This is a genomic window from Bacteroides sp. OF03-11BH (assembly GCF_003604005.1).
Lineage (GTDB): Bacteria > Bacteroidota > Bacteroidia > Bacteroidales > Bacteroidaceae > Bacteroides > Bacteroides ovatus.
In genome coordinates, this window is sequence record NZ_QTMW01000009.1 from 82,471 (window position 1) to 99,332 (window position 16,862).

Here is a 16,862-nt window from a genome sequence, read left to right on the forward strand (position 1 = left end):
TTTTATTATTTAATGTTTTTATAGTATGCAAATGTAGGAAGAAAGAAAAACATCGATATGTAATAACTGTTTTTTATACAGTAAAAATTGGGTTAACCCTCCCGATAAGAAGATTAACCCAATCAAAAAATAAATGGAAACTACTTCCTTATTCCAGATATTTCGTAATCTTTCCGCTGATTTGCAACAGGGATATTTCGCAAAGTTTCGTATTATATTCAGCAGAGAGGATGCGTTCCTCTGCATCTAACAAACTTTTTTGTGCTTCACGCACTTCAAAACCGGAGAGGTCCCCCTGTATATAACGGTCCATGGCTATATCGTGATTGTCTTTGGCGGTTATCAGGTTTTGACGTTCCAGGTTCAGCAGTTGGAGATTGTTGCGATAGGCTTGCCATAGGTTACTGAGATCAGAGCGAAGTGCTAATTCCAAGTCCTGTCGTTCCAGGCGACGATTCTTGAAAGCCAGACTTGCATTTCTCTTTTCGCGGCGGCGATTACCGTCGAATATATTAAAACCGACAGTTATTCCGGCATTGAAGCCCAGTTCACCTCTTCTGCTGTTTGCATTGATGTCATACTTGTTGAACGTATATCCATATCCGGTATTTAATTTGAGATATGGATAGTTGCGTGAGTTTATTTTCTTGTAGTCCAATTGGGCAAGTACCGTGTTTTGATCGGCCTTGAGCAAAGAAGCATTGGTTGCTAACGTAGAATTCCACAAATCATCAAATTGCAAGTCGCTGTGTACGTCGATGGTGGAGTCTTTGATAATAATGTTTTGATTGACATTGTTGTTAGCCATCAGTTCATTCAACTGGATACGTGAAGAATGTAGCAATTCCTGTTGTTTGATGTATTGGGCACTGTCTGCGTTGAAATCCACCTTTGCCTGCTGATAATCCAGCCCTGAAAACTTACCGACCAGATGACTAGCCTCGGCTATGCGCAAGCGCTCTTTGGAAAGTGACATTGCATAATGAAAGTTTTTCAGACGAATCTTCTGCTGGATAAAATTATAGTACTCGGAAGTCAGGGCAGCAATAAAATCTTCAATGGCAATACGCGTGTTGGTTTCCCCCTGACGTTCCAGCTCTTTCAACTGTTTGTAGGTGGTACTGATATTGAATCCGTCGAAAATAGTCCAGTTGAGGTTAAGACCGACATTAACCGTCTGATCGTAGACTCCGTTATTTTTTGTTATTTCCCCGGTAGCACGCGCCTTGGTCTCAATATTGTTCAGGTTTCCAGTATATCCGGCAGAGAAGTCCAGTGTAGGCAGGTAACCTGCATTTCCCAACGTTGCGTTGTTTTTGCTGATCTGCTCTTCGTTATGGATGATACGTAAAGAGTAATTGTTTTGCAATCCTTCTTCCAGACACTCCTTGAGAGTGAGAACTTGTGCCTTTGCAAAAGAGACTGATAAGAAGGCACATGCAATGGTGATATAAATGATGCGTTTCATGCAAATTCCTTTCTGTTTCATTCTTGTAGTTTTTTGATTCGGTTAGTCGAAATGTAACTGTAAATAGCCGGTACAATGTACATCGTAAGCAGAGTGGATACGACCATACCACCCACTACCGCCGTACCCATGGCAATACGCTGGTTACAACCTTCTCCGGTGGCAAATGCCAGCGGGATAAGTCCCAAAACCGTAGAGGCACTTGTCATCAGAATCGGACGGAGGCGTTGAAGGGCAGCATCTTTGATGGCACTCATTTTATCCTCTCCGGCTTCCTGTTTCTGATTGGCAAATTCTACAATAAGAATACCGTTCTTCGCCACCAGACCGATCAGCATGATAATACCGATCTGACTGAAAATATTCATCGTAATATCTCCGAAATACATGAAGACCAAAGCTCCGGCAATAGCCAGCGGCACTGTCAACATGATAATCAACGGATCTTTGAAACTTTCAAACTGGGCTGCCAGAATCAGGTAAATCAAAAGGATAGCCAGGATAAAGGCGAACATCAGACTGGAAGAACTTTCACGATATTCCTTCGAGTCTCCCGACAGGGCAGTACGGAAAGTGTCATCCAATGTTTCTTTGGCAATCTTATCCATTTCATCCAAGCCTTGCCCGATTGTTTTGCCGTCTGCCAATCCCGCAGAGATGGTAGCTGACACAAAACGATTATAACGATACAACTTTGGAGGTGCAATACCGCTTTCCAATTCAATCAAGTTGTCCAGCTGAATCATATCCCCGCTACTGCTACGGACGTAAATAGCTTTCAGGTCGGCCGGTTTATTTCGTTGCTGGCGGTTGATTTCACCAAGAATTTCGTATTGTTTACCGTTCATATAGAAATATCCCATACGCTGTCCACTTAATCCATATTGCAGCGTTTGAGCAATGTTTTTGGTACTTACCCCCATAATACTGGCCTTGTCACGGTTGATCTGAATACGAGCTTCCGGTTTACTGAACTTCAAATCAACGTCCGCCATCTGGAAAACAGGATTCTCATATACTTTAGCCATAAACTTGGGCAACACTTCTTCCAGCTTTTCCAAATTGGTAGCCTGAAGTACATATTGTACAGGCATACTCCCGCGACGTCCGCCGAAAGAAGACTGCTGCTGTACGAATGAACGCGCCATTGTTTTCTTCTGTACCGCTTTTGATATTTTCTCTGCCACATCCATCTGGGTATAATTACGTTCATTCATATCCTTCAGCGTGATGCGCACGTTTCCGCTACCGCTGGATACACGGGCAGTTACAGCCTCTGCATCAGGCAGAATGGAGTCTACCAGTTGATTGATGTCTTCTGTGTAATCCCTGATATATTCATAGGTGACGCCTTCCGCTCCTCGTGTATTGATACTGATTTGCGAACGGTCTTCAAGTGGGGCCATTTCCGCAGGAACTGCATTCCACAGAATGCCAATCAGGCAAATGGTGATGAAAGTAAACGGAAGAGCGATCCAGCGTTTGCAAAGAAAAGCGGCAAGCGAACGGCTGTATAGCCGGTTCATTCCTTCAAAGAACGGTTCAGTTTTTGCATAGAACCAACTTTGTTTTTCTCGTTTAATGAGTAACTTCGTTGCCAACATCGGAGTGAAAGTCAATGCGGCAAATGAGGATATAATCACCGAACCCGAAATAACGATACTGAACTCACGGAATAATCGTCCCGTCATTCCATCCATAAAGACGATAGGGAAGAATACCGCTACCAGCGTAATAGTGGTGGAAATAACGGCAAAGAAAATTTCTTTGGCTCCTTCTATTCCCGCTTCTTTCGGGGCCATTCCTTTCTCAATACGGATGTAGATATTCTCTGTCATAACGATGGCGTCATCTACCACCAGTCCCACCGATAGTACGATGGCGAGCATGGAAAGCACATTGATGGAGAATCCTGCCAGATACATAACGAAGAAAGCGCCGATAAGGGAAACGGGGATTACGATACAAGGCACCAACGTGACGCGCCAGTCACGCAGGAAGAGGAAGATAATGATGATTACAAGTACAAAAGCTTCATATACAGTGGACTTAACCTCATTGATAGACGCACGGATAAACTTGGTATTATCAAAACCATAATTATAGTGTACATCTTCCGGCAAGTCTTTTTTCATTTGCTCCATACGTTGGTATACAGCATCCGCAATCTCAATGTGGTTGGCTCCCGGCTGTGGAATGACTACGACACCCACCATAGGAACGCCGTTCATTTTCATATAACTCTTAATATCAGCCGGCCCCAGTTCAGCACGTCCGATATCACTGAATCGTACAATACGGTTATTCTCTTCTTTGACAATCAAGTCATTGAATTCATCTGCGGTATGCATCAATCCTAGTGTACGGATCGTCAACTCGGTGGTATTTCCTTCGATACTACCTGAAGGAAGTTCCACATTTTCGTTATCTACAGCGTTTTTAACATCGACGGGAGTGATACCGTAACCTGCCATCTTTACCGGGTCGAGCCAAAGGCGCATGGAGTAACGCTTTTCTCCCCAGATAGATACACTACTTACATCGGAAATAGTCTGTAATTGTTCTTTCACAGTCAGATCCGCTATTTCACTTAACTCCAACAAAGAACGTTTGTCACTTTGAAGGGCAACCATCAAGATAGGCATGGCATCAGCATCTGCTTTTGAAACTGTTGGTGGGTCACAGTCGCGAGGCAGATAACGTTGGGCACGTGAAACCTTATCACGTACGTCGTTGGCCGCTGTTTCCAGATCGACGGACAATTCAAATTCTACTGTGATACGGCTTTGCCCCTGCTGGCTCACACTGGACAAAGAACGGATACCGGGAATACCGTTGATATTCTGTTCCAACGGTTCAGTTATCTGGTTTTCGATAACGTCGGCATTAGCTCCCGGATAAGAGCAGCTGACAGAAATAATCGGATTATCTACCGACGGATATTCGCGGACACCCAAATAGTTGTATCCGATGAATCCGAAAAGGAGGATAATAATCGTTAATACTGTGGCTAATACCGGGCGACGTATACTTAATTCGGAGATGTTCATTGATTTATGATTTATGATTTCTGATTTCTGATTTCTGATTTCTGAATTATGATTTCTGAGTTATGGATTGAAGATTTCTGATTGTTGAATTCTGATTTCTGGTTTCTGAATGTTTGCTGTATTCTGCTGACTTATAAATCATAAATTATTTGGCTTATAAATCATAAATCAGAATTCATAAATCATAAATTCTCATTCTTCAATATTGTCAAGTGTTACGGCGAGTCCGGTACGGAGTTGCAATGTTCCTGAAGTGATGATTGTGTCTCCTACGTGCAATCCTCTAATCACTTGCACTTCAGATGCGGTGCGGATACCGGTAATGATATCCACCGGTTCGGCCTTTCCTGATTTATACAGATAGACTTTATCTTTACCCATTTCCGGCACAATTGCTTCCGTTGGGATGGCTATTGCATTAGGTATTTCATCCTTTTTCAACAGTACACTGGCATAACGGCCGGGAAGCAGGGTGCGATTGACATTCGGGTATAATGCACGGGCGGTAAATTGATGCAGATTCGGATCGATGGCAGATTCTACAGCGTATACCTGTGCGCCGAAAGCATCCAATGTTCCTTCAACGCTGAAATTGAGATTGGTTCCCTTTTTGATTTGCTTGGCATAGCGTTCCGGAACGGAAAATTCAACCTTCAGTGGAGCGATTTTTGTCAGCTTGGCAACGACTGTGGTCGGAGACGCATACGTTCCGATACTGACTTGGCGAAGTCCGATCACTCCGTCAAACGGAGCACGTAGCTCTGTCAGTTCAATATTAGCTTTGATTATTTCTATATCGGCATTCAGAGTTGCTAAATCCGTTTTCACCTGTTCGTAGGCTTCTTTACTGACAGCATCCCGTTTCAATAAAGCATCCTGGCGGAATACACGGTCTTCTGCCAGTTTCAATTGCGAAATCAACCTTTGCAATTGTGCCTGCAACTGTCTGTCATTCACTTTGGCTAGTAATTGGCCTTTCTTTACGGCTGTTCCTTCTTCAAAGTTGATTTCTACAATCTTTCCCGACGTTTCGAAAGACAAATCCACTTCTTCATCGGGCAGAAGTACACCGGTAGTGGTGAATTCATCTGTCAGAGATTGCGGTTTTATGACCTTGGCATTTACATTTAAAACTTGTTTCCCTCTTTTTTTATTACCGCCCATCACTTTGTCGGCGGCTGCTAGTTCGTCGTTTTTTTTCGGTAATTGTGAGTAGATTCCTCCACCGATAATCCCGGCACCAACAAGAATAATGATGCCCCATTTAGTCTTCTTATTCATGGTTTAGTATTGTATATGGCAATTATAATATAATCTTTGAAGATTAGACTTTCCCTGACTGGAAAGGTTTAATCTGTAAATGATAGAAAAAAAGTTAATGCATCTTTTTCAATTTAATAAGCTCATACACTTAAGGGAACTATTCTTTTATGGCATATAGAAGGGTGGTTGATATGACTTTCCCTTTTTTAGTGATAGTTTCTGATTTTACCAGCCCAATATTTTTGGCATACCAATCTATTGAATATTCGGTTTCTGAAATGAACATGACTTTTCCTTTTTGTTCCGTGTAGATTTTAATGCAATCAAAATCTCCCGCAGGAGTATGTATGGTTTCACGTCCTTTATATTTTCCTTTTAGAGAAGCTTTCATAGTCATTGGTCCTGATTTTTGCAAGAAATTACACTGTGGTATATCATCTCCATTCTGAACATGATCCTTTAAAGGTATGCTAATTCGTCCTTCTGCATATATGTTCTTAGAATATTTCTGATATTCATATTCTGATTTACCATCCAAAAGGATAACTTCGGTCATATCTTGACTCTTATGATAAATATAGAATAACCTGTTGATACCACTTTTTATACTTAGAGAATCATAGTGCTCTCCGAAAGCATCTTCTCTTATGATTAAGCGATCACCTTTATCAACCACGTCTGCGATGCACATAGTATCTTTCAGTGTTTTTCCTTCCTTTACTTCGGTTGTTACATAGTAAGCAGTTCTTCCTTTTTTAATACTGCAATATTGTGCATGTGCGGAAATTATGTATAAAATGAAACATAATAAAACTAAGATTTTTTTCATATTGTTTTTTTGTGTGTACTATTATAACTATAAGTGTGAACAGCATTGGTTTTATAAGCACGCTGCTCGCATTTTTTCTAATAAGCAGCCCGATATTTTCCTTCCTCTTTATCTTCCAACATATTGAGATAAGAGGTATAACGGGATTCGCTGATGAGGTGCTCTTCCACTGCTTTGCGTACGGCACATCCCGGTTCATGACGATGTGTACAGTTGCCATATTTGCAGTCGGCGGAGGTTTTGAATATTTCGGGAAAATAATGTCCGATCTCTTCTTCTTCCATATCGAATGTGCCGAAGCCCTTGATACCCGGAGTATCGATGATATAGCCATCTCCTTCCACAGGGAACATTTCGGAGAAAGTAGTAGTATGCATTCCTTTGTTGTGGTAAGAAGAAATTTCGCCGGTCTTGGCTGCTATGCCCGGCAGTATGGAATTGATAAGAGTCGATTTGCCGACTCCCGAATGTCCGGAAAATAAAGTAATCTTGCCTTCCAGTGCTTTTTTGATTTCAGCCACTCCAGTGCCGTTCTTTGCGGAAACTTTGAAGCAAGGGTAGCCGATTTGTGTGTATAAGTTGATAAGTGCGTCCAGATAGCGGAGTTCATCTTCGTCGTAAGCATCTACCTTATTAAATACCAGTTTTACAGGGACGCGATAGGCCTCTGCGGATGCAAGAAAGCGATCAATAAAAATAGTGGAAGTTTCCGGATAATTGATGGTTACCACCAGCATACACTGGTCGAGATTGGCAGCAAGGATATGAGATTGTTTGGAAAGATTGGACGAGCGGCGGATGATGTAGTTCTTTCTATCTTCTATTTCACTGATAAAAGCAGTGCCTTCCTGATTAAGTATAATCCGGACACGATCACCCACTGCAACAGGATTAGTACTGCGAATCCCCTTCAACCGGAAATTCCCTTTGATTTTACATTCAATAGATTGTCCGTCATCGGTTTTCACCTGATACCAACTACCCGTGTTTTTGATTACTAATCCTTTCATATAAATTATAAATTAAAAATGAAGAATGAAGAATTCAGGCTGTGTTTCAACTGAATAATACAGCATTATAATTCCTCATTCTTCATTCTTAATTCTTCATTATTTTTTAGACGGTCATAATTTCTTTATCCTTTTCAGCCAGCATATCATCGATTTGTTTGATATACTTATCATGGATTTTTTGCAGTTTGGCTTCCGCATTCTTCTGCTCGTCTTCTGCCAATCCGTCTTTTACGGCCTTTTTCAGTGCGTCGATGCCGTCACGACGCGCGTTGCGTACGCTTACTTTAGCCGTTTCGCCTTCTCCTTTACACTGTTTTGCCAGTTGTTTACGACGTTCTTCCGTCAGGGGAGGGATGCCGATACGGATCATTTCTCCATTGTTTTCGGGCATGATACCGAGGTCAGAGTCGATGATTGCTTTTTCGATGACACGGAACATGCTTTTATCCCAAGGCTTGATTACGATACTGCGGGCGTCCGGAGTAGTAATTGCTGCTACATTGCTGATAGGTACCATACTTCCGTAAGAATCTACGCGGATACCATCTAATAAGCGTGCACTCGCTTTTCCGGCGCGGATATGTGCCAGTGCTTCTTCCAGATACATGATGGCCATATCCATCTTTTCTTGTGCATTGTCAAGGCAAGTCTTTACGTCTACCATATTTTTTGAGATTTAAAATTGCATTTTGATTGATTAAGTAGCAAAAGTATATTATTTTTTGTTCATCTGCAACAGCATACCCATCTTTTTTATGAGTGACTTGCCAATGATAATCAGGGTAACGGCGGTGATAATCATTAAAATACCCATCATTAAGCGGGGAGTCAGTTTTTCGTGAAACAGGAGAACACCGAAGAATAAAGCTGTCACCGGTTCCAAAGCACCCAATATTGCCGTTGGTGTAGAGCCTATATAATGGATGGCCAGTGCGGTACAGACCAGTGATACGGCAGTTGGCAGGATGGCGAGTGATAATACATCGGCCCAGAGCCAGGCAGACGGTATTACTTGCAGTTCCGTACAGAAATTTAAACGGACGATATAAACCGATAGTCCGAACAAAATGGCATAGAAGGTAAGTTTCGTGGTCGGCAGGTTTTTCAATGTCGAACGGTTTACACCTACTATATATATAGCATAAGAGAGAGAAGACAACAGAACAAAGATAATTCCCAAAGTCGATAGCGGTTTGTTGCCGTCTCCCTGATAAAGCAAGGCAATGCCTGAAAGTGCCAGCAGGATGGAGAAAACGGTAATGGCGGAAATCTTTTCCTTGAAGAATATTCCCATAATGACAGCTACCATCACCGGATAAACAAACAGAATCGTTGAAGCAATTCCGGCATCCATATAATTATAGCTCATAAACAAAAGCAGTGATGAAAAAGAGAATAACAATCCCATAATGACTAAGGGCAAAACGTCTGCCTTATGAAGTGCAAAAGACTGATGCTGCATTTTCATCAGAATACCCAATACGATTGTCGCAAAGAAGTACCGGTAGAATAAAACGGTATCGACACTCATTCCGGCTGCATAGAGCGGAAGTGCAAAAAGAGGATTCATACCGTAGCTCGCAGCGGCAATCGCTCCATAGATAAAACCTTTGGTTTTGTTAGTCATTGTTTTGCTTTTTTTAATGGCGTGCAAAAGTACGCAGTTCACCAATGATAAACAAGCGTTTAGGCGGTTGGTAGTATAATTTAATCTTTCGTATGCTAAAAACTATTTCTTAGTGAAGAGGATACTAATCTTGTTTATGCATAAAATTAATCGTCTGACAGTTGTTAAACTTGCGTCTGACTACTGTTGAACTTTCGTCTGACAACTGTCAGACGAAAAAGAATCAACTGTCAGACGACTAATTTTATTCGATCGGGAGATTAGTTATACGCAGTCTGAGGAATAATTAACAGGCAATAGTCAATCAGGTTTTTGCATAAACACTTGCATATATCTTGGATTTTCCCGAATATTGTATCCGAATTATCGAAAAACACAGATGACCAAAGCTAACTTTCTTGTTATTTATTGCCTGTTTATATCGGGACTTTGTTGCATGGCAAATGTGACAAAGGATATCAATATGCGTTTTAAAGACGTGAGGCAAGGACTTTCGCATCAAACGGTCAATTGTTTCTATCAGGATGAATTCGGATTTTTATGGATTGGTACTCAAGACGGACTGAACCGCTTTGACGGTCGTAAATTTGAAGTCTTCAAACCGGATAACGCCAATCCCTATTCAATCAATATAAATAATATCCGGCAGGTTTGCGGAAACAAGGAAGGATTGCTTTTTATCCGTAGTTTGCAGAGTGTGACTCTTTATGACATGCGTTTGAACCGCTTTAAGGTGTTGCGTGAAGGAGAAGTTGCAGGAATCTGCTATGCGCACGACGCATTGTGGATAGCTACCGGAAAAGAAATCTACCGTTATCGTGATCTCAACCAAGTGCCCGAGTTATTCTTTTCATTCCCTTCGGACGGAGAGGATATATTGATGAACAGTCTAATGGTTCGTCAGAATCAAACCGTGGTGGTGGGTACTTCTTCCAAGGGTATTTACTGTATCGATCAGGCTGCTCATATCACCCGTCATATTGATGTGGGGGCTGTTAATTCGATTACGGAAGACAGAGACGGGAGCATCTGGATAGCTACCAGAAATCGGGGACTTACCCGGTTGGAGGCAAATGGGGAGCTTACTCATTACAGATATAATAAAGTGGCTGATAATACAATCAACCATGATAATGTGCGTCATGTGACACAAGCCAATGATAGTCTTCTGTATATCGGAACTTACGCCGGTTTGCAGACTTTAAATCTCTCTACCGGAGAGTTTACGGATTATGAATATGACTTGAATGTGGAGGCAGCCGATATACGTTCCATCATTTCGATGCATTACGACACTTCGGGAACTTTATGGCTGGGCACTTTCTATCAGGGAATACAATATTATAATGTAGCGAATGATGCTTATCACTTTTACCGTTCGTCTACGGCTGTTGGCGGGCATTTGAATTCCTATATCATCAGTTCCATTGCCGAAGACTGTTCCGGGCGGATCTGGTTTGCAAGTGAAGGAAGTGGATTGAACTACTATGATAAATATGCCAAACGCTTTTTTCCGCTTAAACATTTATATGCTCAAGAGCTGTCTTTTAAGATTGTGAAGTCTTTGTATTATGAGAAAGAACCGGATTATCTTTGGGTAGCTTCGCTTTATCAGGGCATCAATCGGATTAACCTGTCGACCGGACATATAGAATCTATTACGGAAAATATCGATACTCCGGAAGGAAAAACAGTCGACAGGGCCTATAATCTGGTAAAAATGATAGAGTTTGCCGGTCATGATTCCTTATTGATAGCAGCCAAGGGTGGGCTGCTTGTATTGGATAAAAAACATCTCCGGTTACATCATTTCGAACATCCTTCTTTAGCTTCCAGACATTTGTCGCAGGTTTGGGATATGACGTTTGATAAAGAAGGGGATTTATGGCTGACCACTTCTTTTGATTTGATACGGGTCAATTTGAAAGCGGGTACTTCCCGTAGTTATCCTTTCTCCCAAATAGCGCAGAGCACGGCACAGCACCACATTAATCATATTCTATGTGATAGAAAAGGACGTATATGGCTGGGATCGACGGGATCGGGAATTTATCTATTCGATAAGAAGAAAGACACCTTTGTAGGATACGGAGCGAAGCAGGGATTGGAGAATGGATTTATCACCGGATTGGTAGAGAGTCCGCTGGACGGTTCCATTTATGTGGCAACGAATGGCGGTTTCTCTAAATTCAATCTAGCCACTACCACATTCGAGAACTATAACAGGCAGAGTGATTTTCCCTTGAATAACGTGAATGACGGAGGGCTGTACATTACGTCCGACCACGATATTTATGTCTGTGGACTGGCAGGTATCGTTTCCATAGCCCAGGAGAAACTGAACAAGCAGTCTGTGGATTATAATGTGTTCGTAAAACGAGTGCTTGTGGATAATACGGAAATACAACCACTTGATTCGTTGGGACTTATCAAGGAAACGGTATTGTATGAACATCAATTAGTATTGCCGCCCAGGTATTCTTCCGTCACTTTTGAGATAGCGAGCAATACCCTGAATAATATTTCCAATATCGGTCTGGAATATAAACTTGAAGGATTTGATAACGAATATATGAAGGCGGGAGATAATACGATGGTTACTTATACCAATCTTCATCCGGGGCGTTATACTTTTCATGTTCGTGGCGACCAGTTGCGCATTCACGACCAGGAAGCACCTTCTGCCAGTTTTGAGCTGATAGTGGAGGCTCCCGTTTATCAACGAGCATGGTTTATTTTGCTGATGATATTGGCAGGTATCCTTATTGCAGGTTATATTATCCGTATGTTCTGGATACGGAAAACCTTGCAACATTCTCTATTGGCCGAGAAACGGGAAAAAGAGTATATCGAAAATGTGAATCAGTCCAAACTACGTTTCTTTACCAATGTATCGCATGAGTTCCGTACTCCGTTAACGCTTATATCCAGTCAGCTTGAGATGCTCCTGATGCATAAAGACATGCTCCCCGAGGTGTATAATAAAATTTTGGAGATTTATAAGAACTCCCGCCGGATGAATAATCTGGTGGATGAAGTGATTGATATCCGTAAGCAGGATCAGGGATATCTGAAATTGAAAATTTCCAAAGAGAATATTGTTGCGGTGATAGAGGAGATTTGTTGTTCTTTCTATAGTTATGCGCAGCTGAATAAGATCGATCTCCGCTTTTCTTCCACTTTGAAAGAAGCGGATTTGTATATTGACAAGACGCAGATAGAGAAAGTATTCTATAATCTATTGTCCAATGCTTTTAAATATACGAAGCCCGGTGACTGGATTTCTGTAGAATTGGTAGCGGAAGGAGAGAATGACATTGTGATTTCAGTCAATAATCTAGGTGTCGGTATCGAAAAGTCCAAGATCAAACATGTATTTGAACGGTTTTGGCAGGATGACTCGGCAACAACTACACAGACAGTCAAAGGATCGGGTATCGGGTTGGCAATGGCGAAAGGAATTGTGGAATTGCATCAGGGAACTATCGGAGTGGAAAGTGAGCCGAATGGAATAACGTCTTTTATCGTTACTCTTCACCGAGATGCAAATGTGAATGTGGAAGCATCTTCCTCTGCAGATGAACGCGTTGCCGGACATTATGTAATAGAGCCTCAAGAAATCTCGGAAATGGTGAAGCCGGATAAAACGGTGAAAATACTGATTGTGGAGGATAACCCGGAGATGCGTAAGGTGTTGGCACAGATTTTTGAACAAATATATGATGTATATACGGCTGCCGACGGGCAGGAAGGATTGGAGCAGGCTTCTTCACTACAACCACAGATGATTGTGAGTGATATTATGATGCCCGTTATGTCCGGCCTGGAGATGTGCGAGAAGTTGAAAAGCAATTTGCAGACCAGCCATATTCCTGTGGTATTGCTGACTGCCCGCAACCGGGAAGAACATACCTTAGAGGGCTTGCAGACGGGAGCGGATGATTATATCTCCAAACCTTTCAATATCAAGATATTGGTGGCCCGTTGCAACAATATCATCCAGACTCGTAAACTGCTCCAGCAGCGGTTTGCCCGGAATGATGAACCTAAAGTGGAAGACCTTCCGTTTAATCCGATCGATAAAAAGATGCTGATGGATGCTACGGCGATTGTGGAATCTTATATTGATAACGCAGACTTTGACGTAGCCACTTTTGCACGTGAGATGTGCATGAGCAGAACTTTGCTTTTCACCAAACTGAAAGCATTGACCGGACAGACCCCGAATGACTTTATTTTATCTTTGAGACTGAAAAAGGCAACAGAAAAATTAATCAATGATCCCAATGCCCTGATTGCTGATATAGCATTTGATTACGGTTTTTCTAATCCAAGTTATTTTATCCGATGTTTTAAGAATGCTTATGATATTACTCCGGCTGCTTACCGGAGGAAATACACAAACGCTTAAGATATAGCGTCTTATGTATTTGTCTCCTGGTGAGAATTGTACTATTTGAACTTTTATACGGACGATTCTATTATTCGAAATCACTAATTATTTGGATTTTTGCGCTGTAATCATTCAAATTATTACATAGTATGAAAAACATCGTAATTAAATGGGCTGTGTTCCTGACAGCCTTTCTTATCTCTTTAGAGGTTAGTGCTCAAAACGTCAGAGTTTCTGGAGTTGTGACAGACGCACTTGGACCAATCCCCGGAGCTAATATTATGGAGGAGGGGACTACTAACGGTACAGTGACGGATGTAAATGGAAAATATTCAATCAGTGTATCTGCAAAATCTACCCTTGTTTTCTCTTGTATAGGATATAAGGAACAGAAGATACGTGTCGGTACGAAAACGGTACTGAATGTGGATATGGTAGAAGAGTCGAAAATGCTCGATGAATTAGTCGTTGTCGGCTATGGCGTTCAGCGTAAAAGTGACGTGGCAACTTCGGTAGCCTCGGTCAAAGCGGATGAAATGAAAACCTTTCCTGCCGGCAATGTGGCTGATATGCTGCGTGGACGTGCCGCAGGTGTGAATGTAACGAGTAGTTCCGGACGTCCGGGATCGACTCCTTCGATCACTATTCGCGGTTCCCGTTCTATCAGTGCGGACAATGCTCCTTTATATATCATAGATGGTTCTCCTTCCAGTGCAACGGAGTTTAGCACGTTGAGTGCGGACGATATTGAGTCGGTTGAAATTCTGAAGGATGCTGCGTCGCAGGCTATTTATGGGGCACGTGCCAGTGACGGTGTGGTATTGGTAACTACCAAGCGCGGTAAAGCCGGAAAGGTGGAAGTCAGTTATAATGGTTATCTGGGTATCCAGTCTCTCTGGAGAAATTTTGATTTCTATTCTCCCGAAGAATATATGCAGCTTCGCCGTGAAGCGAAAGCACATGATAAGGGAATTGTTGATGCACGTGAGATTTCGATAGCCGAGGCATTGGAAGACGAGGTTATGCAGCGGGTATGGGCCAGCGGAAAGTTTATCGACTGGGAAAAAGAAATGTTCAGAAATGCAATTTACCATAACCATGATGTCAGTGTGCGTGGAGGAACAGAGAAAATCAAAGTATCGGCAGGTGCCAACTATTTTGACCAACAGGGAATGGTAGTTACCGGATCGGGATACCAGAAGCTTTCTTTAAGGTTGAATCTGGACTTTGAAATATCAAAGTGGATTAGTTTTGGCATCAATTCTTCTTATGCGATGACTAAACAAGATCGTGAGGATGGTAACTTTAATGATTTTATTACCAGTTCCCCATTGGCGGAAATATATGATGCGGATGGTAAGTATACAAAGTATATCAACTCGGAAGGAAATTATAATCCTTTGTACCGTGCTCAACATTACGGACGTGAAGTATCCCGTGATAATTACCGCCTGAACTTTTTTATGGATGTGAAGCCTTTCAAGGGATTCAATTATCGTCTGAATACTTCCGTTTATAATCAGACATCTGAAGACGGTTCCTATAAAGATTCCCAATATCCGGGAGGCGGAGGAACAGCTGTGCTCGACGAATCACGCACGCAGAACTGGCTGGTTGAGAATATTGTGACTTATAAAGTGCCTATCCGCAATAAGAAACATCAGTTGACGTTGACCGGTGTGCAGTCTGTCGACCATAATGGCTCGAAGTCTATCGGCTATTCAGTAGAGAATCTTCCGGTAGATAAAGACTGGAATTTCATTTCTCAAGGTGAGTTTACAGGCAAGCCCCGTCGTCAGTTTAATGAAAATAATCTGGTGTCGTTCATGGCTCGTGCACAGTATTCGCTTTTAGACCGTTATCTGTTGAATGTGGCTGTTCGTCGCGACGGTTCCAGCCGTTTCGGAAAAGAAAATAAATGGGGTACATTCCCGTCAGCTGCTTTTGCCTGGCGTGTCAATCAGGAGAATTTCCTGAAAGATGTGTCGTGGATTGATAACCTGAAACTACGTGTCAGTTATGGTATTGTTGGTAATCAGAACGGTATCGGCAATTACACTACTTTGGGGCTGGCAGATAATAAAGGATATGAGTTTGGAGATACTTTCCAGATGGGATATTTGCCGGGTAAGGAGCTTTCTAACCCGAACCTGAAATGGGAACAGTCTGCAACGGCTAATTTAGGTGTTGATTTTAGTTTCTTCAATGGTCGCCTGAATGGTACGGTGGAATATTACAATACGCATACGAAAGATTTATTGGTGGAACGCTCTTTGAATGCATCACTTGGATATACCACTATGCTGGATAATCTGGGAAAGACAAAATCCAGTGGTATCGATCTTTCTTTAAATGGTGATGTGATACGTACGAAAGAGTTTACCTGGTCGCTTGGAACTAATTTCAGTATGTATAAGAATGAAATTGTCCGTATTGACGATACGCTCGATGAAAATGGTAAACCCGCCAGTCAGGTAGCACAGGGATGGATTATCGGAGAACCGATCAATGTATATTATGATTATCTGGTAGACGGAATTTTTCAGTATGATGATTTTGATATCACTCGTGACGGTACAGGGAATCTGGTATATACGCTGAAAAATACCTACGACAGTAACAGTGACGGTGTAGCCGACAGCCCGATTGATTACGGTGGCGCTATTGAACCGGGAATGGTCAAGGTGCGTGATAACAATGGAGATGGAAGGATCACGGCAGATGACAGAGTGCCTATCCGGAAAGATCCGAAATTTACCGTCTCTCTTTCTTCCACATGGAACTGGAAAGGATTTGACTTGTTCATGGATTGGTATGGAGTTTCCGGCAGAAAGATAAAGAATAGTTATTTGTATGACTATAATTCCGGAGGTTCTTTGCGTGGAAAACTGAATGGAGTGAAGGTGGATTATTGGACTCCGTTCAATCCGTCGAACGAATTCCCGCGTCCTTCTTATAGCGCAGACCCTGCTTATTTGAGTGCCATCGCTATTCAGGATGCATCTTATATCCGTTTACGCACCTTACAATTGGGATATACTTTCCCGGCCAGACTATTGAAGAATACTCCGATTCATAAATTACGTCTGTATGCAACTGCTACTAACTTGCTGACATTTACGGAATTTAAGTCTTATAGTCCCGAACTGACTCCCGGGTCTTATCCGGAGTCCAGACAATATGTATTTGGTGTCAATGTTTCATTCTAAAATAAAGAAT

9 protein-coding genes are annotated in these 16,862 nt (G+C 42.1%); 2 read left to right on the forward strand and 7 right to left on the reverse strand.

What is annotated here, in order from left to right:
* Window positions 1–148 precede the first annotated feature (148 nt).
* The 7 genes from DXA54_RS08985 to DXA54_RS09015 all read right to left on the reverse strand — a co-directional run bounded on the left by DXA54_RS08985 (window position 149) and on the right by DXA54_RS09015 (window position 9,250).
* Entirely contained in the window at window positions 149–1,489 is a 1,341-nt protein-coding gene (locus DXA54_RS08985; protein WP_120079271.1) for a TolC family protein, read from the reverse strand.
* Window positions 1,486–4,518 carry an efflux RND transporter permease subunit gene (locus tag DXA54_RS08990; protein ID WP_008650067.1) on the reverse strand — a complete coding sequence of 1,011 codons (3,033 nt, stop codon included), beginning with the start codon at window positions 4,516–4,518 and terminating at the stop codon, window positions 1,486–1,488. Before DXA54_RS08990 ends, DXA54_RS08985 begins: the two co-directional genes overlap by 4 nt.
* 192 nt (window positions 4,519–4,710) lie before the next feature.
* Window positions 4,711–5,799 (reverse strand): efflux RND transporter periplasmic adaptor subunit, encoded by a 1,089-nt coding sequence (locus tag DXA54_RS08995; RefSeq protein WP_004299195.1) that lies wholly within the window; start codon window positions 5,797–5,799, stop codon window positions 4,711–4,713.
* Window positions 5,800–5,938: 139 nt separating this feature from the next.
* The gene (locus DXA54_RS09000) at window positions 5,939–6,610 is read right to left on the reverse strand and encodes a hypothetical protein (protein WP_004299196.1); all 672 of its coding nucleotides are present in this window, start codon (window positions 6,608–6,610) and stop codon (window positions 5,939–5,941) included.
* Between the two features lie 77 nt (window positions 6,611–6,687).
* Window positions 6,688–7,620, reverse strand: a complete 933-nt coding sequence (gene rsgA, locus DXA54_RS09005; RefSeq protein ID WP_008650069.1) for a ribosome small subunit-dependent GTPase A — start codon at window positions 7,618–7,620, stop codon at window positions 6,688–6,690.
* Between the two features lie 106 nt (window positions 7,621–7,726).
* A complete protein-coding gene (gene frr / locus DXA54_RS09010; RefSeq protein ID WP_004299198.1) occupies window positions 7,727–8,287 on the reverse strand; it encodes a ribosome recycling factor in 561 nt (186 codons plus the stop codon).
* A gap of 51 nt (window positions 8,288–8,338) precedes the next feature.
* A complete protein-coding gene (locus DXA54_RS09015) occupies window positions 8,339–9,250 on the reverse strand; it encodes an EamA family transporter (protein ID WP_004299199.1) in 912 nt (303 codons plus the stop codon).
* Between the two features lie 379 nt (window positions 9,251–9,629).
* On the opposite strand from DXA54_RS09015, the gene DXA54_RS09020 reads away from it, so the two are divergent.
* Together DXA54_RS09020 and DXA54_RS09025 are read left to right on the forward strand one after the other, a co-directional pair.
* Window positions 9,630–13,661 carry a hybrid sensor histidine kinase/response regulator transcription factor gene (locus DXA54_RS09020; RefSeq protein ID WP_120079273.1) on the forward strand — a complete coding sequence of 1,344 codons (4,032 nt, stop codon included), beginning with the start codon at window positions 9,630–9,632 and terminating at the stop codon, window positions 13,659–13,661.
* 131 nt (window positions 13,662–13,792) lie between these two features.
* Window positions 13,793–16,852 (forward strand): SusC/RagA family TonB-linked outer membrane protein, encoded by a 3,060-nt coding sequence (locus DXA54_RS09025; RefSeq protein WP_120079275.1) that lies wholly within the window; start codon window positions 13,793–13,795, stop codon window positions 16,850–16,852.
* Window positions 16,853–16,862 lie beyond the last annotated feature (10 nt).